Below are 23258 nucleotides of genomic sequence, written 5' to 3'. Positions count from 1 at the left end.
CCGGCCGCGACCCGGCTCGCGCCAACAATGGCGATTTTGTTCCATTGCCTGCAAAAGAATGTTGCGTGGCACCCGGCTTTCGCATCTGATAGCCGCCTCTATCATGCCCAGCTCGGCCGCCGCCTCCGCCCGCGAGATCCTGACCCGCCTGCACGATGTGATGGCGGGCCGTAACCCTGCGCAGGCGAAGCTGGACGCGGTGGTGGCGATCATCGCGGAGGCGATGGATAGCGAGGTCTGCTCCATCTACCTGCTGCGCGAGGGCGTGCTGGAGCTGTTCGCGACGCGCGGCCTCGCCACGGAGGCGGTGCACGTCACCAAATTGGCACTGGGCGAGGGGCTGGTCGGCACGATCGCCGAGGATGTCGAGGTGCTCAACCTCGACGAGGCGGCGAGCCACCCGGACTTCGCCTACAAGCCCGAGACGGGCGAGGAGCGCTACCACAGCTTTGCCGGCGTGCCGATCATCCGGCGCGAGCGGGCGGTGGGCGTGCTGGCGGTGCAGCACAGCGAGCAGCGCAAATATCAGGACGTCGAGATCGAGGCGCTGCAGACGGTGGCGATGGTGCTGTCCGAGCTGATCGCCAATGCCGGGCTGATCGATCCCGCCGGCGCCGCCAAGGACCGGCCGCAGTCGACCGCCGCCGTCCGCCTGATGGGGCTGAAGCTGGTCGAGGGCATGGGATCGGGATTCGCGGTCTTCCACCAGCCGCGCGTCGTCGTCGAACATACCGTCGCCGAGGACATCAACGCCGAACGGCATCGCGTCTATGCCGCGTTCGACAAGATGCGCGAGCAGATCGACCGGATGACGCGCGAGGCGGAGTTCGGGGTCGACGGCGAGCACAAGGAGGTGCTCGAGACCTATAAGATGTTTGCCTATGACGAAGGCTGGGCGCGGCGGATCAACGAGGCGATCGATTCCGGGCTGACCGCGGAGGCGGCGATCGAGCGTGTCCAGCAGCGCACCCGCCAGCGCATGCGGCAGATCGACGACCCGCTGCTCGCCGACCGGATGCACGACCTGGAGGACCTGTCCAACCGGTTGCTGCGCATCGTGTCGGGGCAAATGGGCACGGCCGCGCAGCTCGGCCTGCGGCAGGACGCGATCCTGATCGCGCGCAACCTCGGGCCGGCCGAACTGCTGGAATATGACAAGCGCCGGCTGAAGGGCGTGGTGCTGGAGGAAGGCTCGCTGACCGCCCACGTCACCATCGTCGCGCGGGCGATGGGCGTGCCGGTGCTCGGCCGGGTGCGCGACGTGCGTCGGCTCATCGCAGAAGGCGACCTGCTGCTGCTCGATTCAGTCGCCGGCAATGTCTTCGCGCGCCCATCGGCGGCGATGGAAGAGGCGTTCGAGGCGAAGCTGACCTTGCGGCAGAAGCGGCGCGCCGCCTTCGCCGCCCTGCGCGACGTGCCGCCGACGACGCGCGACGGCCATCGCATCACGGTGATGGTCAATGCCGGGCTGCGCGACGATGCCGCCGCGCTGGACGTAACCGGCGCCGACGGCATCGGCCTGTTCCGCACGGAGTTCCAGTTCCTGGTATCCGCCACCCTGCCGCAGCGCGAACGCCAGCAGCGCCTGTATCGCGAGGTACTGGATGCCGCGGGCGATCGGCCGGTGGTGTTCCGCACCGTCGACATCGGCGGCGACAAGGCGCTGCCTTATCTGCAGCATGCCGACGGCGACGAGGAAAATCCGGCGATGGGCTGGCGCGCGCTGCGGCTGGCGCTGGAACGGGAAGGCCTGATGAAGGCGCAGGCACGGGCTTTGATCGAGGCGGCGGCGGGGCGGACGCTCAACGTCATGTTCCCGATGGTCAGCGAGGCGTGGGAGTTCGGCGAGGCCAAGGCGCTGTTCGAGGCGCAGCGGGCCTGGCTGGCCGGGCGTGGCCGGCGGCCACCGGTCGAGATCCGTTATGGCGCGATGCTGGAAGTGCCGGCACTGGCCGAGCAGCTCGACATGTTGCTGCCGGACATCGACTTCCTGTCGGTCGGCACCAACGACCTGACGCAATTCCTGTTCGCCGCCGATCGCGCCAATCCCAAGCTCGCCGAGCGCTACGACTGGCTGAGCCCGTCGATCCTGCGCTTCCTGAAGCGCGTGCTGGTGCCAGTGCGCGAGGCCGGGGTCACACTGGCGGTGTGCGGGGAAATGGGCGGCCGGCCGCTGGAGGCGATGGCGCTGATCGGCCTCGGCATCGACCGGCTGTCGATCACCCCGGCCGCGGTCGGGCCGATCAAGGCGATGGTGCGCAGCCTCGATCGCACGGCGATCGCCGGCTTCGTCGACGAATTGCTGGCGCGTCCGCCGCGGGACATGCGCGGTGCATTGGCCGGATGGGCGTCGGCAAACGGCGTTGATCTGGCCTGATCGTCCGCCGAAGCGGGGGTCGAGCGCGTTGACATGCCGCTGGCCCTCTGGGAATGTCGCCCCCGTCAGCGGCGGCCTGGAAGACCGTCACTCCCTTGGAGATGAGAATGGACGAGGTCGATCGCGGCCAGCCTGATGCCAACTCTGCGACGCCGATGACGGCGGGTGGACGGTTGCGCGTGGCGCGCGAGGCCCGCGGGCTCAGCCTCGCGGAGATCGCGGGCCGGACGCGCGTGCCGCAACGGCATCTCGAGGCGCTGGAAACCGGCAATTACGGCGCGCTGCCGGCGCCGACCTATGCGATGGGCTTTTCCAAGGCCTATGCGCGGGCGGTCGGGCTGGACGAGGTGGCGGTGGCACAGGACGTGCGCGGCGAGCTCGACCGGCTCGGGCCCCGCCAGCCCGAATATGTGCCCTATGAAACCGCCGATCCGGCGCGCGTGCCGTCGCGCGGCGTCGCGGTGATCGCGGCCGGTGTCGCGGTGGCGGTGCTGGTGCTGGTCGCCCTGTGGTACGGCACCACATTGTTCCAGAGCTATCGCACCGGCTCGACCGATGGCGGCCCGGTGGCGAGCCAGACGATCGCCGCCGCGCCCGCCGCCCCGGCGGCGACGCCGACCGCGGCGCCCGCGCAGGGCGAGCAGGTGCGGCTGACCGCCAATGACGAGGTCTGGCTGCGCGTCTACGATGCCGACAACAAGACGCTGTACCTCGGCACGATGAAGCCGGGCGACAGTTTCGACGTGCCCACCGACGCCAAGCAACCGATGATCAACGTCGGGCGGCCGGACAAATTGGCGGTGACGCTCAACGGGTCGGCGGTGCCGCCGCTCGGCGACGGATCGCGCGCGATCAAGGATGTGCGCGTCGACGGCGCGGCGCTGGCGGCGCGGATCAACGGCCAGCCGCTGCCGGTGGCGACCCCGGTCGCGACGGCGGAGACGGCGACGCGGACGTCCGCGCGGCGTAGCGCCGCCAGCCGGCCGCGGCGCGAGGCCGCGGCGGCGCCGGCGGCGGTCAGCGAGACCCAGCGGGCCAATCTGGATGCGGCGCAACCTGCCGCAACGACGGGCAATTCGACCGCACCTTAAGGCTGGCGACAGCTGCCCGGTTGCAGTTATGATGAATCAGGACCTCACCATCAGCTGCGCCGGGGGGCGCCCGAACCATGTCTAAGACGATCTGGGCGCTCGCCGCGTCCGCCGCTCTGATTCCCGCGACGCTGCTGGCCGTGCCGGCCAGCGCGCAGAGCAGCAACCTCGACGGGCGCGTCGGCAAGCTGGAGGGCGAGATGCGCGCCGTGCAGCGCAAGGTCTTTCCCGGCGGCGCGGGCCAGTATCTGCAGCCCGAGGTCACGCGCCCCGACACGCCGGCGCAGGCGGGCGGCGTGCCCGCGACCAGCGCGGTCGCCGACCTGACCAGCCGCGTCACCGCGCTGGAAAGCCAGATGGCGTCGATGACCGATCAGATCGAGCAGAACGGCTACAAGCTGCGCCAGCTGCAGGACCAGTTCGAGGCGTACAAGCGCGCGACCGACGGCAAGCTGAAGTCGCTGGCGAGCGCACCGGCGCCGGCGCCGTCTCCCGCGGTCGGCAGCGAAGAGGAGCCGATGGACGACCGCCCCGCGGCCGGCGCGACCGCCTCGCGGCCGAGCCGTGGCGGCGCGGCCCCCGCCGCCAGACCGGCATCGGCCAATGCAGACGACGCTGGCACCGCCGGTGCCAGTGCCGGTCCGGTCAGCAAGCCATCGACCGGCAACAATGCCGAGGACGATTATCTCTACGGCTATCGCCTGTGGGCTGCGAAGCAATATCCACAGGCAGAGGCGCAGCTGAAGAAGGTGGTCGCCGATTACCCGAAGCACCGCCGCGCCAGCTACGCCCAGAACCTGCTCGGCCGGGCCTATCTGGACGAGGGCAAGCCGAGCCTCGCCTCGATGGCCTTCTATGACAATTACAAGAAGATGCCGGACGGCGAACGGGCGCCCGACAGCCTCTATTACCTCGCCCAGGCGCTCATCAAGCTGAACAAGCCGGCCGATGCCTGCAAGGTCTATGGCGAGCTGACCGATGTTTACGGAACCAAGATCTCCTCCCAGATGAAGGCCGATGTCGAGAAGGGCCGTACCGCCGCCAAGTGCAAGTGAGCCGATCGTCGCCGAGGGCGACCGGTTCCGCGATGACCTGATCCGCGCGTTCGGCCATGTGCCGCGCGCGCCGGTGCTGCTTGCCGTCTCGGGCGGGCCGGACTCGATGGCGATGCTGACGCTCGCCGCCGCGGCCGGACTGGCGGGCGGCATCGCGGTGGCGAGCGTCGATCACCGCCTGCGGCCCGAGGCGGCGGCGGAGGCGGCGATGGTGGCCGACCATTGCGCGACCTTGGGCATCGCGCATGCGACGCTGGTGCCGCACAGCGCGATCAGCGGGGCAAGCCTCCAGGCGGCGGCGCGGACCGCGCGCTACGGCCTGCTCACCGGGCACGCCAAGGCGATCGGCGCGGAGGCACTGGCGACGGCGCATCATGTCGACGACCAGGCGGAGACGTTTCTGATGCGCGCCGCGCGCGGCTCCGGCCTGTCGGGCCTCGCCGGCGTTCGTCCGCGGACCGTAATCGACGACGTGACGGTCGTCCGCCCGTTGCTGGAATGGCGCCGCGCCGAGCTGCGCGCGATCGTGCGGCGCCAGGACGTGCCGTTCATCGACGATCCGGCGAATCACGATCCGGCGCATGATCGCACGCGATTCCGGCGCTTGCTCGACGCCAACGAATGGCTCGGCCCGCCGCAGCTTGCCCGCGCCGCCGCGGCGCTGGGCGAGGCCGATGGCGACGTGCGGGCGATCGTTGACTGGCTGTGGTCGGAACGGGCGAGCGTCAGCGGCGCGACGGTGCGGGTCCGCGTCGCCGGCCTGCCCCGCGAGCTGACGCGGCGGCTGGCGCGGCGGGCGATCACGGCGGTCATCGATTCGGCCCGGCTGGTCGCACCGAAATGGAGCGAGGCCGCCAATGTCGAGGCGCTGCTCGATTCGCTGGCGGCGGGCAAGCGCGCGACCCAAGCGGGGGTCGCGGCGACGCCCGCGGGTGAGGAATGGCGTTTCCGTCCCGCCCCGGCACGGCGCACCGGCTGACGCCGGTCGGATCGCACACTCTGATCGCTCAAACTGATCGCTTGTTCCATTGCCATTAACCTGGGCGCGCCTATCTTGATGGCTGAAAGGTCCGTGCATGAACGACAACGACAAGCAGCCCCAGAACGACGGCGGGAATTCCGGCGGTAACGGCGGCGGCAATCCCTGGATGAAGAGCCTGCTGATCTGGGTCGGCATCCTGCTCGCGATCGGGCTGTTCCTGACGCAGTTCAACGGCACGACGACCGGGGCGAAAGGCGACACGATCGCTTATTCGAAGTTCCTCGACCGGGTGGACGAAGGCACGGTGAAGGATGTCGCGATCAGCCGCGACGTGATCACCGGCACCGGCACCAGCGGCGACAAGTTCCGCACCTATCCGATCCAGGATCCGTCGCTGGTCCCGCATCTGCGCGAAAAGAACGTGACCATCTCGGCCAAGCCCGAGGAGGGGACGTCGATGTGGATGCTGCTGCTGTATCAATCGCTGCCGTTCCTGCTGTTCCTCGGCATCGCCTTCTTCGTGCTGAAGCAGATGCAGAAGAACACCGGCGGCGGCGCGATGGGCTTCGGCAAGTCGCGGGCCCGGATGCTGACGCAGAAGGAAGGCAAGGTCACCTTCGACGACGTCGCCGGCATCGACGAGGCGCGCGCCGAACTGACCGAGATCGTTGAGTTCCTGAAGGATCCGACCAAGTTCGCCCGGCTGGGTGGCAAGATCCCGAAGGGCGCACTGCTTGTCGGTTCGCCCGGCACCGGCAAGACGCTGCTCGCCCGCGCGATCGCGGGTGAGGCGGGCGTGCCGTTCTTCACCATCTCCGGCTCGGACTTCGTCGAGATGTTCGTCGGCGTCGGCGCCAGCCGCGTCCGCGACATGTTCGAACAGGCCAAGAAAAGCGCGCCGTGCATCGTCTTCATCGACGAGATCGACGCGGTCGGCCGCCATCGCGGTGCGGGCTTGGGCAACGGCAATGACGAGCGCGAGCAGACGCTCAACCAGTTGCTGGTCGAGATGGACGGCTTCGAGGCCAATGAAGGCATCATCATCGTCGCGGCGACCAACCGCCCCGACGTGCTCGATCCCGCGCTGCTGCGTCCCGGCCGCTTCGACCGCCAGGTCGTGGTGCCGCGCCCGGACATCGAGGGCCGGATCAAGATCCTCGAAGTGCATATGAAGAAGGTGCCGCTGGCGCCGGACGTCGACGCGCGCGTCATCGCACGCGGCACGCCGGGCTTCTCGGGTGCCGATCTCGCCAACCTCGTCAACGAGGCGGCGCTGATGGCGGCGCGCAAGTCGAAGCGGCTGGTCGCCATGGCCGAGTTCGAGGAGGCCAAGGACAAGGTGATGATGGGCGCCGAGCGGCGCAGCATGGTCATGACCGAGGACGAGAAGCGGATGACCGCCTATCACGAGGCGGGCCATGCCATCGTCGCGCTGCACGAGCCGGCGTCCGACCCGATCCACAAGGCGACGATCATCCCGCGCGGCCGGGCGCTGGGCATGGTGATGCGCCTGCCGGAGCGGGACAGCTACAGCTACCATCGCGACAAGATGTACGCGAACCTGGCGGTGAGCATGGGCGGCCGCGTCGCCGAGGAGATCATCTTCGGCTACGACAAGGTGTCGAGCGGTGCGTCCGGCGACATCCAGTACGCCACCGGCCTCGCCCGCGACATGGTCACCAAATGGGGCATGTCGGACAAGGTCGGGCCGGTCGAATATGCCCAGCCGGAAGGCGAGAGCTTCCTCGGCTATTCGTCGAGCCAGCCGGTCCGCATGTCGAACGCGACGGCGCAGCTGATCGACGACGAGATCAAGGGCATCGTCGAGGGCGGGCTGACCAAGGCCAAGCAGGTGCTGACTGAGCATGTCGACCAGCTCCATCTGCTCGCCGGTGCGCTGCTCGAATATGAGACTTTGTCCGGCGACGAGATCAAGAAGCTGATCGCGGGCGAAGAGATCGGCCGGCCCGATCCCAGCCCCAAGTCGAACGTGCCGCGCGCCGGCACCTCGATCCCGAAGACGCGCCGTCCCGGCGGTCCCTTCGGCCAGCCGAGCCCGCTCGGCGCCTGAAGGGGATACGACCGGACCGGTTCAGCCCGGCGTCAGTTTGATCCGACTAAGCGGCGGCATTCCTCTGGTGGAGTGCCGCCGATGTCGTTCAAATTCCCTGTATTTCTTGCGGCGGCCGTGGCCGCCCCGTTGCTCGTCGCCTCGCCCGCCGCGGCGGCGATCACGGTAGAGACCTTCCTGACCAAGGCTGCGCCGCTGCGCGCCAATCCGTTCACCGCGCTGACCAATCCCGACTATCCGATGCTGAAGGCCGAGGCGGATGCGGCGACGCGCGAGCTGAAGGCGGATCGCGCCGCCCGCGCCGCGGCGGGCAAGCCGCCGATCGCCTGTCTCCCGGAGGGCGAATCGCTCGGCATCCTCGACATGCTGTCGGGGCTCGACGAGCTGACCCCGGCGGAAAAGCGGCTGCCGCTCAAGGACGGCTATGCGCGGGTGCTGGCCAAGCGCTTTCCGTGCGGGTGAGGGAGTGAGCGGGCGGCTTTAACGAGGTCGCGTGGATGCATCGTGTCCACGCCATGCTTCGGAAAAGGCGCCCTGTGCGGCGGTACGTTCGGATGTGCCGGCGAGTCTGCCGTACAGCGGCCCTGCCCGCACAGGAACGCGACGAACGGGAGGGATCGGCGCGGTGCGTCCCTCCTGACCGGCCGGATCGCGCGCCGACTTCTGCGGAGCGGACGTCTGGCGTAAGCGGGCGGGGCGAGCGCGTCGCACGCGCCGAACCTCGGGGAGACACGTCATGCGCACGGCCTCAATCGTCATGCTGGCGGCAGCCGCATGGCCCGGTGCGACCGCAGCGCCGACCGCGCTGCATCCGGCCAGCATCGCCGAGCACCGCCGCGCCTGTGCGGGCAGGGACGGGTGGGCCGATCCCGCCCCGCCGATCCGCATCTTCGCCAATATCTACGACATCGGCAGCTGCGGGATCACCGTGCCGCTGATCGTCGGTTCGGCCGGAGCGATCGTCATCGACGCGGCGACGGCGCCGGCCGTGCCGAACATCCTCGCCAATATCCGGCGGTTGGGTCTGCGGCCGGAGGACGTCAAGATCCTGCTGTCCAGCCATGAGCATCAGGACCATGCCGGCGGGCTGGCCACGCTGAAGCGGGCGACGGGCGCGCAGATGATCGCGACCGTGGTGGCCCGACCGATGCTGGAGCGCGCGGTGCCGGCGGCGGACGATCCACAGCGAACGTCGAGCCGGCCGGAATTCGCCGGTGTCCGCGTTGACCGGGTCATCCGCGACGGTGGTGTGGTGACGCTGGGCGATCTGCGCCTGACCGCGCATGCGACGCCGGGCCACGCGCCGGGCAGCACGTCGTGGACGTGGCGCAGCTGCGCCGGCACGACCTGTCGCCGCATCGCCTATGCCGACAGTGTCAGCGCGGTATCGAACGACGCCTATCGCTTCGTCGACCACCCCGCCTATGTCCGCCGCTTCCGGGCCGCGCTGGCGACGGTCGCCGCTTTGCCGTGCGAGCTGATCGTCACCCCGCATCCGGGCGCCAGCGACCTGTACGCGCGGCTCGATGGCCGCAAGCCACTCGCCTCGCCGACCGCGTGTCGCGACTATGCCGCCGCCGGGCGGGCGGCGCTCGACGCACGGCTGGCCAGGGAGCGCCGGCCGGGCGGCAAGCCAGCGCTGTAAGCCGATTGTCAGCTTGCGCTTCTACCCTGATCGGCGATGCTGCCGGTCGATCCGATGGGCGGTGACAGGGGGGTGGGATGCGAAACGGTGTCGGCATGGCGATCGCGGTTGTGGCGGTGGCGACCGCCGCCCCGGCGGCGGCGGAGACCTGCAAGGTCGGCAAGATGGCCGAGCTGGCGGTGACGATGCAGGGGCTACGTCCGATCGTGCAGACCACGATCAACGGCAAGCCCGCACCCTTCATCGTCGACAGTGGCGCCTTCTTCAGCACGATCTCGCCGCCGGTCGCCAAGGCGCTCGACCTTCCCGCCGTCAACATGCCCGGCGGCCTGCGGCTGCGCGGCATCGGCGGCACCAGCGATGCCAGCGTCGCGCGCGTCCGTCATTTCGGCCTGGCGGGATTCGACCTGAACGACGTCCAGTTCGTCGTCGGCGGCACCGACATCGGCCAGACCGGGCTGCTCGGCCAGAACGTGCTCGGGCTGGCGGACGTCGAATATGACCTGCCCGACGGCGCGGTGCGGCTGTTCAAGACGACGGGCTGCGGCAAGACCGCCTTGGCCTATTGGAGCGCGGGCAAGCCGTTCTTCACCCTGCCGATCGAAAGCAAGGAAAGTGCACGCAACCATACGGTCGGCGCGGTCGAGCTGGACGGCGCGAAACTGCGCGCGACCTTCGACACCGGTGCGGCGCAGACGGTGGTGACGCTGCGCGCGGCGGCCAAGGCGGGCGTCCATCCCGGCGACCCCGGCGTCGAGACGGCCGGCTGGCAGACCGGGCTCGGCAAGCGCGTGGTGCAGGGCTGGATCGGCAAGTTCGCCGTGATCAAGATCGGCGACGAGGAACTGCACAACGTCCGGCTGCGCATCGCCGATCTCGGCGATCTCGACACCGACATGCTGATCGGTGCCGACTATTTTATCTCGCACCGCATCTTCGTGTCGAACGCGCAGCGGCGGATGTATTTCACCTACACCGGTGGCCGGCTGTTCGACATGGGCGCGCATGTCGACCCGGCCGGCAGCGTCGTCGCCTCCGGCGCACCCGAGGCGGCGCCGACCGATGCGGACGGCTGGGCGCGGCGCGCGGCGATGTTCCAGACCCAGCGCGACCTGCCGCATGCGATCGATGCCTATACCCAGGCGATCACGCTGGCGCCCAAGGACCCGCGCTTTCCGCGCCAGCGGGCGCTCGTCTATCTGGCGCAGCGGCGGCCGGTGCTCGCCCTCGACGACCTCAACACGACGCTGACGCTCGATCCCAACGATCTCGAGGCGCAGCTGATTCGCGCGCAGGTGCGGCTGCGCGCCGGCAATCCGGGGGGCAGCATCAGCGACCTCGACGCGATCAGCGCGCGGCTGCCGCGCGAGGACGCGCGGCGTATGGTGCTCGGCCAGCTCTATTCGGCCGCCGACGCCTTCGACGCGGCGATCGGTCAATATGACAGCTGGCTGGCGACGCATCGCGACGACGCGCATCGCAGCCAGGCGCAGAACGGCCGCTGCTGGGCGCGCGTCCTCGCCAACCGCGATCTCGACAAGGCGCGCAGCGATTGCGACGCGGCGGTGCGTGCGGTGCCGAGCAATGCGTCGTTCCTCGACAGTCGCGGCCTGGTCGCGCTGCGCCAGGGCGACGATGCCGCGGCGAGCCGGGATTTCGCGGCGGCGCTGGCGATCAACCCCAAGCTCGGCTGGTCGCTCTACGGCCGCTCGGTGGTGGAGCGGCGCCAGGGGCAGATCGCTCAGGCCGATGCCGATCTCGCCGCGGCGCGTGCCGTCGACCGCACGCTGCCGGACCGCGCCAAGCGCTATGGCTTGTAGGGCTTAGGGTCTGATCCACCGAAGCTGGATCAGGGCCGGTGCCGCTTCCACGTCAGCGGATCAGACCCTAGTCGGTCAGGCCGTGGAGCAGCAGCAGCGTGACGAAGGCGATCAGTGCGGTCCAGGCGAAGACCAGCAGCGCCACCGTCCGCCACAGTGCGGAGAAGCGGCGGAGCGAATAGGCGCCGCGCAACTGGCGGTACATGTGGATCGGCGGCAGCAGAAACACCGTGAACACGATGAAGCCGGGCCACAGGCCGAGGACCCCGCCGAGCATCAGCGCGATCACCATCAGCATCATGAAGGCGAGGCTGTAGGTGACGAAGATCGCATGGTCGTACAGGCCGAACCGCCGCCGCCACAGGAACAGCAGGGCGACGAAGGGGGTGGAGATCGGGATCAGCAGCCAGCTGTATTTGTAAGCGCTGGATTGCAGCTTGTAGAGCGCGAGGCCGGGGTTCTTGTTGGCCTTTTCGAGGCCGTGGTCGAGCTTGTCCCAGCCGGTCCGGGCGTTGGTGAAGGTGAAGTCGGACCGATCGCCGTCGCCGGCGGCCCCCGCCTGCGTGCGCTTCAGCGCGGTGACCGCGGTTTGCAGCTCGGCGATGCTCTGATCGATCTTGGCCGTCGACTTGCCCGCCGCGACCAGCTCCGCCCGCAACTTCTGCGCCTCGTCGAGCTGGTGCTGGACCCGCTCGACGCCCTTGGCGAGGCCGACGACATGCCGACCGATCTCACCTGGCGTCGCCAGTTCGGCGATGTCGCCGCCCAGCGCGCTGATCGTCGCGAACATCAGGAAGACGGTGAACAGGAACAGGGCGAGCGGCGAAACGAAGCGGGCACGCTCGCCCGCGATGTAGCGGCGGGTCAGTTCGCCCGGGCGCATTATCAGCATCGGCAGCGTCCGCCAGATCTTGCCTTCGAAATGGAAGACGCCATGGGCGATCTCATGGCCGATCGCGCCGACCGAGCGATGGACGTGCGCCGACTGGCCGCAGGCGTGACAGTGCGAACCGATCAAACGAGTCCCGCAATTGAGGCACAGCGCGCCGGCATGGCCGTGGCCGTGCGCCTCCCCCGCGGACGGTTCGATGGAACGGGCGGCAAGCGCACCCGTGACGATGTCTGCTGCTGCAGCGATATCCCCCGACATGGGACGGGAGGGTGGCAAGGCACGCGGCGTGGCGCAAGGGGGATCAGCGTGTTAGCAAAGGGACGATGACCGACCCCGCCATGCTGATCGCCGAAATGGGACGCAGTGCCCGCACCGCCGCCACGTCGCTGGCGGGGCTGCCGACCGCGCGCAAGGCGGACGGGCTGCGGGCGGCGGCGGCGGCGCTGCGCGCCAAGGCGCCGGCGATCGCGGATGCCAATGCGCAGGATATGGCCGCGGCGACCGAACGCGGCCTGTCGGGGGCGCTGCTCGACCGGCTGCGGCTCGACGAGGGGCGGATCGCCGCGATGGCGGCGGGGGTGGAAGCGGTCGCCGGGCTCGCCGATCCGGTCGGGCAGGTGATCGACCGGACGACGCGGCCGAACGGGCTGGAACTGTCGCGCGTTCGGGTGCCGATCGGGGTGATCGGCATCATCTACGAATCGCGGCCCAACGTCACCGCCGATGCCGCGGCGCTGTGCGTCATGGCCGGCAATGCGGCGATCCTGCGCGGCGGATCGGAGGCGGTGCACAGCAACGCCGCGACCCATGCGGCGCTGGCGCAGGGGTTCGCGGCGGCAGGACTGCCGGCGGATGCGGTGCAGCTGGTGCCGACCACCGACCGCGCCGCAGTAGGGGCGATGCTGGCCGCGGACGGGGTCATCGACCTGGTCGTGCCGCGCGGCGGCAAGAGCCTAGTCGCGCGGGTGCAGGCGGAGGCGCGCGTGCCGGTGCTCGCGCATCTCGATGGGATCAACCACGTCTATGTCGATGCGTCTGCCGACCCGGCGATGGCGCGGCGGATCGTGCTCGACGCCAAGCTGCGCCGTACCGGCATCTGCGGGGCGATGGAGACCTTGCTGATCGACCGGGGCTTCGCCGATGCGGGCGCGCTGATCGTAGCCTTGCGCGATGCAGGGTGCGAGGTGCGCGGCGACGATCACGCCGCGGCGCTGGTGCCTGGGCTCGCCATCGCCGACGCGGCCGATTGGGACACCGAATATCTCGACGCCATCGCCTCAGTCGCGATGGTCGACGGAGTCGAGCAGGCGATCGCCCATATCGCCGCGCACGGCTCGCATCATACCGATGCGATCGTCGCGGACGACCCGGCCGTGGCGGAGCGCTTCCTGACCGCGGTCGATTCGGCGATCGTCTTGTGGAACGCCTCGACGCAATTCGCCGACGGTGGCGAATTCGGCCTTGGCGCGGAGATCGGCATCGCGACCGGGCGGCTCCATGCGCGCGGGCCGGTGGCGCTGGAGGGGCTGACGACGTACAAATGGATCGGCCGCGGCACCGGGCAGGTGCGCGGTTGAGTTGAGCGGGGGCGGCGTATCGCCTATATGGCAACCATGGCCAGCCTTCAGCCGATCACGACCGAAATCGATGCGGAAACCATGGCGATGGTCGAACGCGTCGCCAGCCGCCGTGGCATGACCGGCCCCGAATTCGCGGCCGAGGCGATCCGGCGCGCAGCGGAAACCGACGACGATTTCGACGCCTTCATCCAGGCGGGGATCGACTCGCTCGATCGGGGAGAAGGCATTCCGCATGAAGAGGTCATGGCCGAGCTCGACGCAATGATTGCCGCTTATCGCGCCCAATGCGGATAAGCTGGTCGCCGCTTTCCCTGCTGGATGTGCGAAGCATCGGCGACTGGCTGGCGCGGGAAGTGTCGCCCGCAATGGCTGCTCGGACGGTTGCCGCGATACGTCACCGTGCGCGTTTTCTCGAAAACTTCCCTCGTGGTGGCCGGCCGCTCGACGGCGAGCAGCGTCTGCTGCGGGTCCTCGATACGCCTTATTTGATCCGTTACCGGATCAAGGGTCGGACAGTTGAAGTCATCCGCGTGCATCACGAGCGCGAGGACTGGCAGCTGCCGTCTTGACCCGCATCGGACTGCTTGGCGGCTCGTTCAACCCGGCGCATCGTGGGCATCGGCGGATCACGCTGGCGGCGATCCGCGTTCTCGATCTCAACGAGGCGTGGTGGATGGTCTCGCCGGGCAATCCGCTGAAGGACGGCGCACCGGACATGGCGCCGTTCGCCGCACGGCTCGGCTCGGCGCGGGCGATGGCGCGGCGCGCGCCGATCCGTGCGACCGACATCGAGGTCCGGCTCGGCACCCGCTACACGCTCGACACGCTGCGCAAGCTGCGCCGCCGCTACCCCAAGACGCACTTCATCTGGCTGATGGGGGCGGACAATCTGGCGCAGTTCCACCGCTGGCGCGGCTGGCGCGAGATCGCCCGCACGATGCCGATTGCGGTGATCGCGCGTCCGGGGTATGATGATAAGGCCCTCGCGAGTGTCGCGATGGGATGGCTGCGACGCTTCCAACGGCCCGCAGACCAGGCGAACGATTGGACGACGTGGAGATTGCCGGCCCTCGTGCTGCTGCACTTCCGCCCCGACCCGACGTCCGCGACCGCGGCCCGCGCGGCCGATCCCGACTGGCACCGGCGCCAACCGGTCCAGCAACCCAGGAGCTAACTTGGCGACGACCCCCCAGGCTGCACCCTCGCGTGCCGCGCCCATGTCCGATCCGGCCGAGGTCGAGGCGCTGCATCGACTCGTGATGGCCTCCCTCGACGATGACCAGGCGGTGGAGGCGGTATCGATCCCGCTCGCCGGCAAATCGTCGATCGCCGATTTTATGGTGATCGCCAGTGGCCGTTCGACGCGCCAGGTCGCGTCGATGGCGACCAAGCTCGCCGAGAAGATCAAGGCCGAGTTCGGCCGTATCGTCCGCATCGAGGGGCTGCCCGCGGCCGATTGGGTGCTGCTCGACGCCGGTGACGTGATCGTTCACCTGTTCCGTCCCGAGGTCCGCTCCTTCTACAATCTGGAGCGGATGTGGCAGTTCGGTGAGGCCCCGGCGGCGCCGGGCCAGCCGACGCAGGCCTGAGCATTCTTCTCCACATCGTCGCGCGCGGCCGGATCGGGCGCTCGCCCGAAGCCGATCTGGTCGACCGCTATCTGAAGCGGATCGCCTGGCCGACGCGTATCTCGGAACTGCCCGACACCGGCGGTCGCATGCCGCCGTTGGAAGCGCAGACGCGGCGGGTGCTGCTCGACGAAAAGGGAGAGATGCTCGGCTCGCTCGACTTCGCCCGACGGCTGGAACGCTGGCGCGACGACGGCGTGCGCGAGGCCCGCTTCCTGATCGGCGCGGCGGACGGCTTCGGCGATGCCGAACGGGCGGAGGCGGACCTGTTGCTGTCCTTCGGCCGCGCGACCTGGCCGCACCTGCTGGCGCGGGCGATGCTGGCCGAGCAATTGTTCCGCGCGACCAGCATCCTGGCGGGGCATCCCTACCATCGGGAAGGGTAGGGCGCGATGATGGTCCCGTGGCTTCCTAGCGGCGGTTTGATCAGCGATTGGCGGACTCGCCGCCCCCAACCGGCGCTGTTGCTCGCGACGGTGCTGCTGCTGTCCGGCAGCGTCGCGGCGAGAGGACAGTCGCTCGCGGACCAGCGCACGCGGCTGGCGATGGCGAAGCGCGAATCGGTGGCGGCGGCGGCGCGGGCAGAGGCCCTGGCCAAGCGGGCGGCGGCGGAGCGCGGGGCGGCGGAGCGCGCGCGTGCGGAGGAGGTCGCCCTGGCGGCGCGGGTCACGGCGGCGGAGGCGAATCTGACCGCCGCCCGGACCCGCAGCGCGATCGTCGCCCGACTGCTTGCCGAACAACAGGCCGATCTGGCGACCCGACAGGCGCCGCTGGCACGACTGCTGGCGGCGTTGCAGTCGCTGGCGCGGCGGCCGACGGTGGCGGCGGTGGCGCAGCCGGGATCGGTCGACGACCTCGTCCATGTCCGCGCCGTGCTCGGCGGTGCGCTGCCGGTGATCCGCGCCCGTACCACGGACGTGCGGGCCGCGATCGACCGTACCCGGTCGCTACAGGCGAGTGCCGCCGCCGCCGCCGCGGCGCTGCGCGAGGGGCGGGCGCGGCTGGAGGCCGACCGGACCGCGCTGGCCCAGGCGGAAGCGGCGCATCGTTCGCGCAGCCAGGCGCTGGGCCGCGGCGCGATGAGCGAGGAGGATCGCGCCCTCGCACTAGGCGAACGCGCGCGCGATCTGGTCGATCGGCTGGCCGAGGGCGATGTCGCGCAGGCGACTGCCGCGGACCTTGCCGCCTTGCCCGGTCCGCTGCCGCGCCCGCTGGCGCCCGGTGTACAAGCCCCGGCGCGGCCGCGCGGCGTCTATCGCCTGCCGGTGCAGGGGCGGCTGGTGACGGGTTTGGACGAACTGTCCGCCGCCGGCGTACGGGCACGCGGATTGACGCTCGCCGTGCGGCCGGGCGCGATGGTGACCGCGCCGGCGGCGGGGACGATCCGCTACGCCCGCCGCTTCCGCGACTATGGCACGATCGTCATCGTCGATCACGGTGACGGCTGGACGTCGCTGGTCACCGGCCTCGGCCATGCGGCGGTCAGGCCGGGCCAGCGGGTCGCGGCCGGCGCGCCGATCGGTCGGGCCGGCGCAGGCGCCGAGCCCGAGGTGACGGTGGAACTGCGGCGCCGTGGCCGGCCGATGGATATCGTCGCGCTGCTCGGCTGATCGCGGGGCGACGCTCACCCGCCGTTCAGCGCCGCCGTGCTTTGATTGTCGCCCGATACCCGCTAGGATCAGGTCCGCTTTTGTCGCCTTCAGGATTTTCGATGGCCCGTCCGCTGCTTACCGCGACCGCGATCCTCGGTTCGCTTTGCCTGATCCCGCTCGCGACCCAGGCCATGGCCGCGGTCGACACCGACACCTACCGCGAATTCGATCAGTTCCTCGACGTGTTCAACCGCGTGAAGGCCGATTACGTCGACAAGGTCGATGACAAGACGCTGATCAAGGGCGCGATCCAGGGCATGCTCGCGGCGCTCGATCCCCATTCCAGCTACGTCGACGCGCTCGACTATGACAATCTGCGCATCCAGACCGAGGGCAATTATGGCGGGCTCGGCCTGACCGTCCAGATGGAGGACGGCGCGGTAAAGGTCGTCGCCCCGCAGGAGGACACGCCCGCCTATCGCGCCGGCGTCAAGTCGGGCGACTATATCACCCATATCGACGGCAAGCTGATCTACGGCGACACGCTGGACGAGGCGATCGGCCTGATGCGCGGCAAGCCGGGGTCTAAGATCAGCCTGACGCTGGTCCGTCCCGGCCACGACAAGCCGATCGACGTCACCATGACGCGCGAGGTGATCGTGCAGAAGCCGGTGAAATGGGAGGTGCGCGGCCAGGTCGGCTACATCAATATCAACACCTTCTCCGAAAATACCGGCGCCGACACGCGTGCGGCGATCATGGCGATCGACAAGAGCCTGGGCCACCGCCCGCTCGGCTATGTCGTCGACCTGCGCGACAATGGCGGCGGCTTGCTGACGCAGGCGATCGCGGTCAGCGACGCTTTCCTCGATCATGGCGAGATCGTCTCGCAGCGCGGACGCGAGAAGACCGATATCGAGCGCTATTTCGCCAAGCCGGGCGACGACGCGCACGGTCTGCCGGTGATCGTGCTGACCAATCCCGGCACGGCCTCCGCCTCCGAGATTGTCGCCGGCGCGTTGCAGGATCATCACCGCGCGTTGATCATGGGCGAGCGCAGCTTCGGCAAGGGATCGGTACAGACGCTGCTGCCGCTCGGGCCCAAGACCGCGCTGCGCCTGACCACCGCGCGCTATTACACCCCGTCGGGGCGCAGCGTGCAGGAAGGCGGCATCGAGCCGGACATCAAGGTGCCGCAGATCAGCGACCCCGATTTCAAGACGCGCCCCGTCTTCCGCGAGGCGGACCTGCGCCGCCACCTGATCAACGAGGTCAAGGCGGACGACAAGATCCTCGAAGAGGACAACAAGGACGATCCGCGCTTCGGCATGACCGCGGAGCAATTGAAGAAGCAGGGCATCGACGACTTCCAGCTCTATTATGCGCTGAAGACGGTCGCACGGCTCGGCGGCCCGACGCAGGTGGCGGCGGCGACCGCGCCGCGGCCGGTCAAGACGCCTGCGCCGGCGCAATGACCCGCAACGAACGGCTCGCGCGGTGGATCGCGCTGCTGCTCCCTGCCGCGCTGCTTGCCGGCGCCTGGGGATCGCAGCTGTTCGGGCACCTGTACCCGTGCGAGATGTGCCATTGGCAGCGCTGGCCGCATTATGCCGCGCTGCCTTTCGCCCTGCTCGCATTTGTGGTGCCGCAGCGTAGCGTCGCCAAGGCGTTCGTGATCCTCGCCGCATTGCTGGTTGCGGTGTCGGGTGTGATCGGCGTGCTGCATGCCGGCGTCGAATATCACTGGTGGAACGGCTTCACCGCCTGCACCTCCACCGTCGATCTGCGCGGGCTCGATGCGGCGGCGCGGCTCGACGCGCTGATGAAGGCGCCGATCGTGCGCTGCGACGCGCCCCAGTGGACGCTCGCCGGTGTCTCGCTTGCCGGCTTCAATGCGATCTTCTCGCTCGCCGGCGCGTTCACCGTCCTCGTGCTGATGAGGAAGAGCCGATGAGTTGGAAACCGGGTGACCGGCGCGAACCGGTCGAGGCGATGATCCGCGTCGATCAGGCGGGCGAATATGGCGCGACGCGCATTTATGCGGGGCAGCTCGCGGTGCTCGGCGACCGCCATCCCGCCAGCCGGGCGATCCACCATATGGCGGTGCAGGAGGAGCGGCATCGCGCCTTCTTCGACCGGCTGATCGCGGAACGCGGCGTCCGCCCGACGCTGTTCCAGCCGTTCTGGAACGTCGCCGGCTTCGCGCTCGGCGCGGTGACCGCGGCGATCGGCCCGGAGGCAGCGATGGCCTGCACCGCGGCGGTCGAGACCGAGATCGACAAACATTATCAGGCGCAGCTCGACGAGCTTGGCGACAGCGAGCCCGAGCTGTCGGAGGCGATCGCCGATTTCCAGGCGGAGGAGCTGGAGCATCGCGACCATGCGATCGGCGCGGGTGCGGAAAATGCGATCGCCTATCCGGTGATGTTCGGGCTGATCCGGATGGGGTGCAAGGTGGCGATCGCGGCCGCCAAGAGGATCTGACGGGAGTTTGGTGATGCGTCTTTCCCTGACCCTGGCCGTGCTGGCCATGGCCACGCCGGCGGTGGCGCAGCAGCGTAGCACGCCGGCCGCGACCACCGCGACCCCGGCGACGAACGCCGCCGACACCAAGCCTCTGTTCCTCACCCCGGCGCCGGCGCTGCCCGGTGCGGTCAAGCCCAAGCCGGTGCAGGGGCCGGGCGAGGTCGCCAAGCGCGCGCCGATCAACGGCGTGCTGGTCCTCTACGGCAACGAGCGTTGCCCGACGAACAGCGACGGCGCGGAAATCGTGGTGTGCGAGCGGCGCAGCGCGCAGGAGCAATATCGCGTACCTAAGGAGTTGCGCGATCTGCAGATCACGCCGCAGAATCAGAGCTGGGCGGCACGCGCCAAGGGCGTGCTCGATACCGGTGTCGGCGTGTCGAGCACCGGCAGTTGCTCGGTGGTCGGCGCCGGTGGCCAGTCCGGCTGTTTCGCACAGCAAGCGCGCGCCGCGCGCGAGGAGCGCCGTCAGCAAAAGGCGGACGAGACGCCGCCGCAATAAAGGGGCGACCGTCCCCGAACCGCATCGCGGCGTGACGACATCCGGCTTCAACCGCGCCGCATCGTGCACTAGGCTGACCTACGGACCATAACTGCAGGGAAGCCGTGGCAACGACGATCGATTGGGGACGGCTGCGGACGCCCTATGCCGCGGACGGCTACGAGCGGATTCTCGCTTACGCCGCCGCACTGCTGCTCGCCGTCGTGCTGGTGGCGATCGCCCGCGGCCAGGCCGATTGGGGGCGGGTGCCGATGCTGGTCTGGGCGCATCTCGCCACGATCGTCGTCGCGCTGGCGCTGACGCCGGTGATGCTGCTGGGACGCCGCGGCGACCGTCGCCATCGCCGGCTCGGCACGATCTGGGTCGTGGCGATGGTGCTGACCGCAGCCCTGTCCTTCGGCATCCGCCAGACCAACCATGGCGGCTTCAGCCTGATCCACCTGCTTTCTGCCTTCACGCTGGTGCAGGTGCCGCTGCTCTGGCACGCCGCCCGCACGCATCGCGTCGACCGCCACCGCCGCGGCGTCCGCGCGATGGTGACGGGCGCGCTGCTGATCGCGGGGGTATTCACCTTCCCGTTCGGGCGGATGCTCGGCCACTGGCTGTTCGGCTGATCGCGATGCGCGGCATCCGCATCGTCCTGTTCGCGCTCGTCTGGTTCAGCTGCGCCTGGTTCGGCTCGTGGGAACTCAATCCGAACAATGCGACGCGGATGTTCGCGGCGATGAGCCTGGCGGAGGGCGAAGGTGGCGCGATCGATCGCTACCAGTCGCAGACGATCGACAAGGCGATGTTCGACGGCCATTATTACCTCGACAAGGCGCCTGGCATGACGCTGCTCGCGCTGCCCGCGGTGGTAGTGGCGGACTGGATGACGGGGCAGCGTGGCACCGATTTCGGCGTGCTGCCGGTCGGGCCCGCATTCGAGCGGATGCTGCGCTTGCGCACCCGGCTTGCCGCGGCAAGTGGCGCGGCGGTGCTGACCGCGCTGGCGGCGGTGGCGCTGTTCGACCTGGCCCTCGCGATCACCGGCAGCGCGGCGGCGGGATTGTTCGCCAGCCTGGGCTTTGCGCTCGGCACGCCGATCTGGGGCTGGTCGACGACGGTCATGGGGCATGCGCCGGTCGCGGCCCTCTACCTGATCGCGCTTTGGGCGATCTGGCGGGGCGGGGGGCGGCAGGCGCTGCTCGCCGGACTGGCGCTGGGCGGAGCGGTGGCGATCGAGCATCAGGCGATCCTCGCCGGCAGCGCGATCGGCCTTTGGGCCATGCTGCGCTTCGGTCGACGGCCTGACTGGCCGCGCCTCATCGCCCTGCTTCTCTGCGGCGCAGCGATCGGCGTGCTGCCGGTGCTCGGCTACAATCTGTTCGTTTTCGGCACGCCGTTCCGCGTCGCTTATTCCGGCGTGGTCGGGTGGGAAGGCATGCACCAGGGGCTGTTCGGGCTGATTTGGCCGCGCCCCGGACCACTGGCGGCGATCCTCGTCGGCTGGAAGGTCGGCCTGGTCTGGGTGGCGCCGGTGCTGCTGCTCGCGCCGTTCGGACTCACGGCCTTGTACGGCGATGGCGCGCGCCGGGGCCTCGCCCTGACCTGCATGGCGACGGCCGTGGTCACGCTGCTCGTCAACGCGGCCTATGTCTATTGGGAAGGGGGCAACACGACCGGTCCGCGCCTCGCCATGCCGGCCGTGGCGCCGCTGGCGGTGGGCCTGGCCGCCCTCTGGACGATCCTGCCGGGGCGCCGTTCGCGAATCGCGGCGGCGATCCTGCTCGGCGGATCGATCGCGCTCAATGCCGCCATCGCCGCCGCAGAGATCTTCGCGCCGCCGACGACGCCCTTCCCGCTGTGGGAGTGGGTGCTGGCCGGGCGGTTCGCCGACGGCGAGCTGCGCACGGTAGCCAGCGAATGGTTCGGCTGGTCGCCGTGGTTCGGTCTGGCCTGGTGGGCGGCGCTCGCGCTGCCGATGCTCGGCTGGCTGGTCGCCAGCGTCAGGCGTGCGGCGCGCGCTTGAGGCCGCGGACGCGGTGCCAGATGTAGAAGGCGACCAATGCGACGAGGACGATGCCGATCAGCAAGTCGGCACGGTGGAAGGCCGCCTTGATCCGCGGATCGCTGTTCCACTTGCTGCCGAGCTTCATGCCGACCCAGGCGAGGCCGAAGCACCAGGGCCAGGAGCCGAGGAAGGTATAGACGTGGAACGGCACCAGCCGCATCCGCGCGACACCGGCCGGAAAGGCGATGAAGCTGCGGATCACCGGGAGCAATCGCCCGATCAGCACGGCGATGCTGCCCCAGCGCGCGAAGAACCGGTCCGCCGCGTCGAGCTCGCCCGGACCGATCAGCAGATAGCGGCCCCAGCGTTCCGCCACCGGCCGGCCGCCGCGCTTGCCGATCTCATAGGCGACGATCGATCCGATGTTGCAGCCGATCGCCCCCGCGGTCGCCGCCAGATAGAGGTCGAAGCGACCGGTCGAGACCAGATAGCCGGCGAACGGCATGATGATTTCCGACGGCAGCGGAATGCACGCACTTTCGATCGCCATCAGGATGGCGATGCCGACATAGCCGCCGCTGGAGATCACCCAGATGGTGAAGGTGGCAAGGACGCCCAGGATCTTTTCGAACATGGGACCCGCGCTTGGCCGATCCCAAGGAGTAAGGGAAGGGGGAACCGGCGTGCGCGCTAAGCGCTTGGGGCGGATGGACGATCTTACCCTCAACGATGGCCGCACGATGCCGCGGCTCGGCTTCGGCACCTGGCAAATTCCGGATTCGCAGGCGGCGATGGCCGTGCGCCGCGCGCTCGACCTCGGCGTGCGGCTGATCGACACGGCGGCGATCTACGGCAACGAACGCGGCGTCGGCGAGGGGATGACCGACGAGGAGGCGTTCCTGACCACCAAATTGTGGAACGACCGGCAGGGCGATGCCGAGGCGGCGCTCGACGAGAGCCTGGCGCTGCTCGGCCGCGACAGCGTCGACCTGTATCTGATCCATTGGCCGTCGCCGGGGCAGGATCGCTATGTCGAAGCGTGGCAGGCGCTGGTCAAGCTGCGCGATGCCGGCAAGACTCGATCGATCGGCGTGTCCAACTTCCTGCCCGACCATCTCGAGCGGATCATCGATGCGACCGGCGTCGTGCCCGCGGTCAACCAGATCGAGCTGCACCCGCATCACCAGCGCCGCGAGGAACGCGCCTTTCACGAACGCCACGGCATCGTCACGCAGAGCTGGAGCCCGCTCGGCCAGGGCGGCGAGCTGCTGCGCGACGCGACGATCGCCGGCATCGCGGACAAACATGGCCGCTCGCCGGCGCAGGTGATCCTCGCCTGGCACCTCGCCCATGGCCTGTCGGTGATCCCCAAGGCGGCGGACCCAGAACATCTGCGCGACAATGTCGCGGCACAGGAACTGACGCTGCTGGCGGAGGATGTCGCGGCAATCGACGGGCTCGACCGGCAGCAGCGGATCGGCCCGGATCCCCGGACGATGTAAGCAGT

Annotated in this window: 24 protein-coding genes; 22 read left to right on the top strand and 2 right to left on the bottom strand. The window is 69.5% G+C overall.

What is annotated here, in order from left to right:
* Positions 1–103 precede the first annotated feature (103 nt).
* The 8 genes from ptsP to ACU5AX_RS07650 all read left to right on the top strand — a co-directional run bounded on the left by ptsP (position 104) and on the right by ACU5AX_RS07650 (position 11041).
* Positions 104–2377 carry a phosphoenolpyruvate--protein phosphotransferase gene (gene ptsP, locus ACU5AX_RS07685; protein ID WP_446690307.1) on the top strand — a complete coding sequence of 758 codons (2274 nt, stop codon included), beginning with the start codon at positions 104–106 and terminating at the stop codon, positions 2375–2377.
* 107 nt (positions 2378–2484) lie between these two features.
* Positions 2485–3468 (top strand): helix-turn-helix domain-containing protein, encoded by a 984-nt coding sequence (locus ACU5AX_RS07680; protein WP_446690306.1) that lies wholly within the window; start codon positions 2485–2487, stop codon positions 3466–3468.
* 77 nt (positions 3469–3545) lie between these two features.
* The gene (locus ACU5AX_RS07675) at positions 3546–4523 is read left to right on the top strand and encodes a tetratricopeptide repeat protein (protein ID WP_446690305.1); all 978 of its coding nucleotides are present in this window, start codon (positions 3546–3548) and stop codon (positions 4521–4523) included.
* Positions 4486–5502: a tRNA lysidine(34) synthetase TilS gene (tilS, locus tag ACU5AX_RS07670; RefSeq protein ID WP_446690304.1), complete on the top strand. Its 1017-nt coding sequence runs from the start codon at positions 4486–4488 to the stop codon at positions 5500–5502. Before ACU5AX_RS07675 ends, tilS begins: the two co-directional genes overlap by 38 nt.
* A 97-nt stretch (positions 5503–5599) precedes the next feature.
* Positions 5600–7576 (top strand): ATP-dependent zinc metalloprotease FtsH, encoded by a 1977-nt coding sequence (gene ftsH / locus ACU5AX_RS07665; protein WP_198351930.1) that lies wholly within the window; start codon positions 5600–5602, stop codon positions 7574–7576.
* An 81-nt stretch (positions 7577–7657) separates the two neighbouring features.
* A complete protein-coding gene (locus ACU5AX_RS07660; RefSeq protein WP_446690303.1) occupies positions 7658–8038 on the top strand; it encodes a hypothetical protein in 381 nt (126 codons plus the stop codon).
* Positions 8039–8312: 274 nt separating this feature from the next.
* Positions 8313–9221 (top strand): subclass B3 metallo-beta-lactamase, encoded by a 909-nt coding sequence (bla, locus tag ACU5AX_RS07655; RefSeq protein WP_446690302.1) that lies wholly within the window; start codon positions 8313–8315, stop codon positions 9219–9221.
* Between the two features lie 95 nt (positions 9222–9316).
* Complete coding sequence (locus tag ACU5AX_RS07650; protein WP_446690301.1) at positions 9317–11041, top strand: aspartyl protease family protein; 1725 nt, start codon at positions 9317–9319, stop codon at positions 11039–11041.
* 67 nt (positions 11042–11108) lie between these two features.
* Here ACU5AX_RS07650 and ACU5AX_RS07645 read toward each other — a convergent pair whose 3' ends face one another.
* The gene (locus tag ACU5AX_RS07645) at positions 11109–12191 is read right to left on the bottom strand and encodes a DUF3667 domain-containing protein (RefSeq protein ID WP_446690300.1); all 1083 of its coding nucleotides are present in this window, start codon (positions 12189–12191) and stop codon (positions 11109–11111) included.
* Positions 12192–12256: 65 nt separating this feature from the next.
* On the opposite strand from ACU5AX_RS07645, the gene ACU5AX_RS07640 reads away from it, so the two are divergent.
* The 13 genes from ACU5AX_RS07640 to ACU5AX_RS07580 all read left to right on the top strand — a co-directional run bounded on the left by ACU5AX_RS07640 (position 12257) and on the right by ACU5AX_RS07580 (position 21769).
* Complete coding sequence (locus ACU5AX_RS07640) at positions 12257–13510, top strand: glutamate-5-semialdehyde dehydrogenase (protein WP_446690299.1); 1254 nt, start codon at positions 12257–12259, stop codon at positions 13508–13510.
* A 36-nt stretch (positions 13511–13546) separates the two neighbouring features.
* The gene (locus ACU5AX_RS07635; RefSeq protein WP_446690298.1) at positions 13547–13807 is read left to right on the top strand and encodes a hypothetical protein; all 261 of its coding nucleotides are present in this window, start codon (positions 13547–13549) and stop codon (positions 13805–13807) included.
* Positions 13798–14082, top strand: a complete 285-nt coding sequence (locus ACU5AX_RS07630; RefSeq protein ID WP_446690297.1) for a type II toxin-antitoxin system RelE/ParE family toxin — start codon at positions 13798–13800, stop codon at positions 14080–14082. The genes ACU5AX_RS07635 and ACU5AX_RS07630 overlap by 10 nt, the downstream gene beginning before the upstream one ends.
* The gene (locus ACU5AX_RS07625) at positions 14079–14687 is read left to right on the top strand and encodes a nicotinate-nucleotide adenylyltransferase (RefSeq protein ID WP_446690296.1); all 609 of its coding nucleotides are present in this window, start codon (positions 14079–14081) and stop codon (positions 14685–14687) included. The genes ACU5AX_RS07630 and ACU5AX_RS07625 overlap by 4 nt, the downstream gene beginning before the upstream one ends.
* Positions 14688–14730: 43 nt before the next feature.
* Entirely contained in the window at positions 14731–15102 is a 372-nt protein-coding gene (rsfS, locus tag ACU5AX_RS07620; protein WP_198353297.1) for a ribosome silencing factor, read from the top strand.
* Between the two features lie 2 nt (positions 15103–15104).
* Entirely contained in the window at positions 15105–15527 is a 423-nt protein-coding gene (locus tag ACU5AX_RS07615; protein ID WP_446690488.1) for a 23S rRNA (pseudouridine(1915)-N(3))-methyltransferase RlmH, read from the top strand.
* A gap of 78 nt (positions 15528–15605) precedes the next feature.
* Positions 15606–16751: a murein hydrolase activator EnvC family protein gene (locus tag ACU5AX_RS07610; RefSeq protein WP_446690295.1), complete on the top strand. Its 1146-nt coding sequence runs from the start codon at positions 15606–15608 to the stop codon at positions 16749–16751.
* A 101-nt stretch (positions 16752–16852) separates the two neighbouring features.
* A complete protein-coding gene (locus ACU5AX_RS07605; protein ID WP_198351937.1) occupies positions 16853–18208 on the top strand; it encodes a S41 family peptidase in 1356 nt (451 codons plus the stop codon).
* Positions 18205–18687 (top strand): disulfide bond formation protein B, encoded by a 483-nt coding sequence (locus ACU5AX_RS07600; RefSeq protein ID WP_446690294.1) that lies wholly within the window; start codon positions 18205–18207, stop codon positions 18685–18687. The genes ACU5AX_RS07605 and ACU5AX_RS07600 overlap by 4 nt, the downstream gene beginning before the upstream one ends.
* Complete coding sequence (locus ACU5AX_RS07595) at positions 18684–19217, top strand: demethoxyubiquinone hydroxylase family protein (RefSeq protein ID WP_446690293.1); 534 nt, start codon at positions 18684–18686, stop codon at positions 19215–19217. Before ACU5AX_RS07600 ends, ACU5AX_RS07595 begins: the two co-directional genes overlap by 4 nt.
* Positions 19218–19230: 13 nt before the next feature.
* Entirely contained in the window at positions 19231–19758 is a 528-nt protein-coding gene (locus tag ACU5AX_RS07590) for a hypothetical protein (protein ID WP_446690292.1), read from the top strand.
* A 104-nt stretch (positions 19759–19862) separates the two neighbouring features.
* Positions 19863–20372, top strand: a complete 510-nt coding sequence (locus ACU5AX_RS07585; RefSeq protein ID WP_446690291.1) for a DUF2306 domain-containing protein — start codon at positions 19863–19865, stop codon at positions 20370–20372.
* Positions 20373–20377: 5 nt separating this feature from the next.
* Positions 20378–21769, top strand: coding sequence for a hypothetical protein (locus ACU5AX_RS07580; protein WP_446690290.1), 1392 nt, complete (start codon positions 20378–20380; stop codon positions 21767–21769).
* Here ACU5AX_RS07580 and ACU5AX_RS07575 read toward each other — a convergent pair.
* The gene (locus ACU5AX_RS07575; RefSeq protein WP_446690289.1) at positions 21747–22385 is read right to left on the bottom strand and encodes a DedA family protein; all 639 of its coding nucleotides are present in this window, start codon (positions 22383–22385) and stop codon (positions 21747–21749) included. The genes ACU5AX_RS07580 and ACU5AX_RS07575 overlap by 23 nt on opposite strands.
* A gap of 73 nt (positions 22386–22458) precedes the next feature.
* On the opposite strand from ACU5AX_RS07575, the gene ACU5AX_RS07570 reads away from it, so the two are divergent.
* Positions 22459–23253, top strand: a complete 795-nt coding sequence (locus ACU5AX_RS07570; RefSeq protein ID WP_446690288.1) for an aldo/keto reductase — start codon at positions 22459–22461, stop codon at positions 23251–23253.
* Positions 23254–23258 lie beyond the last annotated feature (5 nt).

The sequence above is a fragment of the Sphingomonas benefaciens genome (genome assembly GCF_052907485.1).
This window is presented reverse-complemented; position numbering and strand designations above follow the sequence as displayed.

Bases quoted from the DNA above. Each gene is read 5' to 3' on its own strand.
- ACU5AX_RS07580 (WP_446690290.1), top strand. From the start codon at position 20,378: ATGCGCGGCATCCGCATCGTCCTGTTCGCGCTCGTCTGGTTCAGCTGC.
- ACU5AX_RS07650 (WP_446690301.1), top strand. From the start codon at position 9,317: ATGGCGATCGCGGTTGTGGCGGTGGCGACCGCCGCCCCGGCGGCGGCG.
- ACU5AX_RS07675 (WP_446690305.1), top strand. From the start codon at position 3,546: ATGTCTAAGACGATCTGGGCGCTCGCCGCGTCCGCCGCTCTGATTCCC.
- ACU5AX_RS07680 (WP_446690306.1), top strand. From the start codon at position 2,485: ATGGACGAGGTCGATCGCGGCCAGCCTGATGCCAACTCTGCGACGCCG.
- ACU5AX_RS07660 (WP_446690303.1), top strand. From the start codon at position 7,658: ATGTCGTTCAAATTCCCTGTATTTCTTGCGGCGGCCGTGGCCGCCCCG.
- ACU5AX_RS07575 (WP_446690289.1), bottom strand. From the start codon at position 22,385: ATGTTCGAAAAGATCCTGGGCGTCCTTGCCACCTTCACCATCTGGGTG.
- rsfS (WP_198353297.1), top strand. From the start codon at position 14,731: ATGTCCGATCCGGCCGAGGTCGAGGCGCTGCATCGACTCGTGATGGCC.
- ACU5AX_RS07640 (WP_446690299.1), top strand. From the start codon at position 12,257: ATGACCGACCCCGCCATGCTGATCGCCGAAATGGGACGCAGTGCCCGC.
- ACU5AX_RS07645 (WP_446690300.1), bottom strand. From the start codon at position 12,191: ATGTCGGGGGATATCGCTGCAGCAGCAGACATCGTCACGGGTGCGCTT.
- ACU5AX_RS07630 (WP_446690297.1), top strand. From the start codon at position 13,798: ATGCGGATAAGCTGGTCGCCGCTTTCCCTGCTGGATGTGCGAAGCATC.
- bla (WP_446690302.1), top strand. From the start codon at position 8,313: ATGCGCACGGCCTCAATCGTCATGCTGGCGGCAGCCGCATGGCCCGGT.
- ACU5AX_RS07590 (WP_446690292.1), top strand. From the start codon at position 19,231: ATGCGTCTTTCCCTGACCCTGGCCGTGCTGGCCATGGCCACGCCGGCG.
- ACU5AX_RS07570 (WP_446690288.1), top strand. From the start codon at position 22,459: ATGGACGATCTTACCCTCAACGATGGCCGCACGATGCCGCGGCTCGGC.
- ACU5AX_RS07600 (WP_446690294.1), top strand. From the start codon at position 18,205: ATGACCCGCAACGAACGGCTCGCGCGGTGGATCGCGCTGCTGCTCCCT.
- ptsP (WP_446690307.1), top strand. From the start codon at position 104: ATGCCCAGCTCGGCCGCCGCCTCCGCCCGCGAGATCCTGACCCGCCTG.
- ACU5AX_RS07635 (WP_446690298.1), top strand. From the start codon at position 13,547: ATGGCCAGCCTTCAGCCGATCACGACCGAAATCGATGCGGAAACCATG.
- tilS (WP_446690304.1), top strand. From the start codon at position 4,486: ATGTCGAGAAGGGCCGTACCGCCGCCAAGTGCAAGTGAGCCGATCGTC.
- ftsH (WP_198351930.1), top strand. From the start codon at position 5,600: ATGAACGACAACGACAAGCAGCCCCAGAACGACGGCGGGAATTCCGGC.
- ACU5AX_RS07605 (WP_198351937.1), top strand. From the start codon at position 16,853: ATGGCCCGTCCGCTGCTTACCGCGACCGCGATCCTCGGTTCGCTTTGC.
- ACU5AX_RS07595 (WP_446690293.1), top strand. From the start codon at position 18,684: ATGAGTTGGAAACCGGGTGACCGGCGCGAACCGGTCGAGGCGATGATC.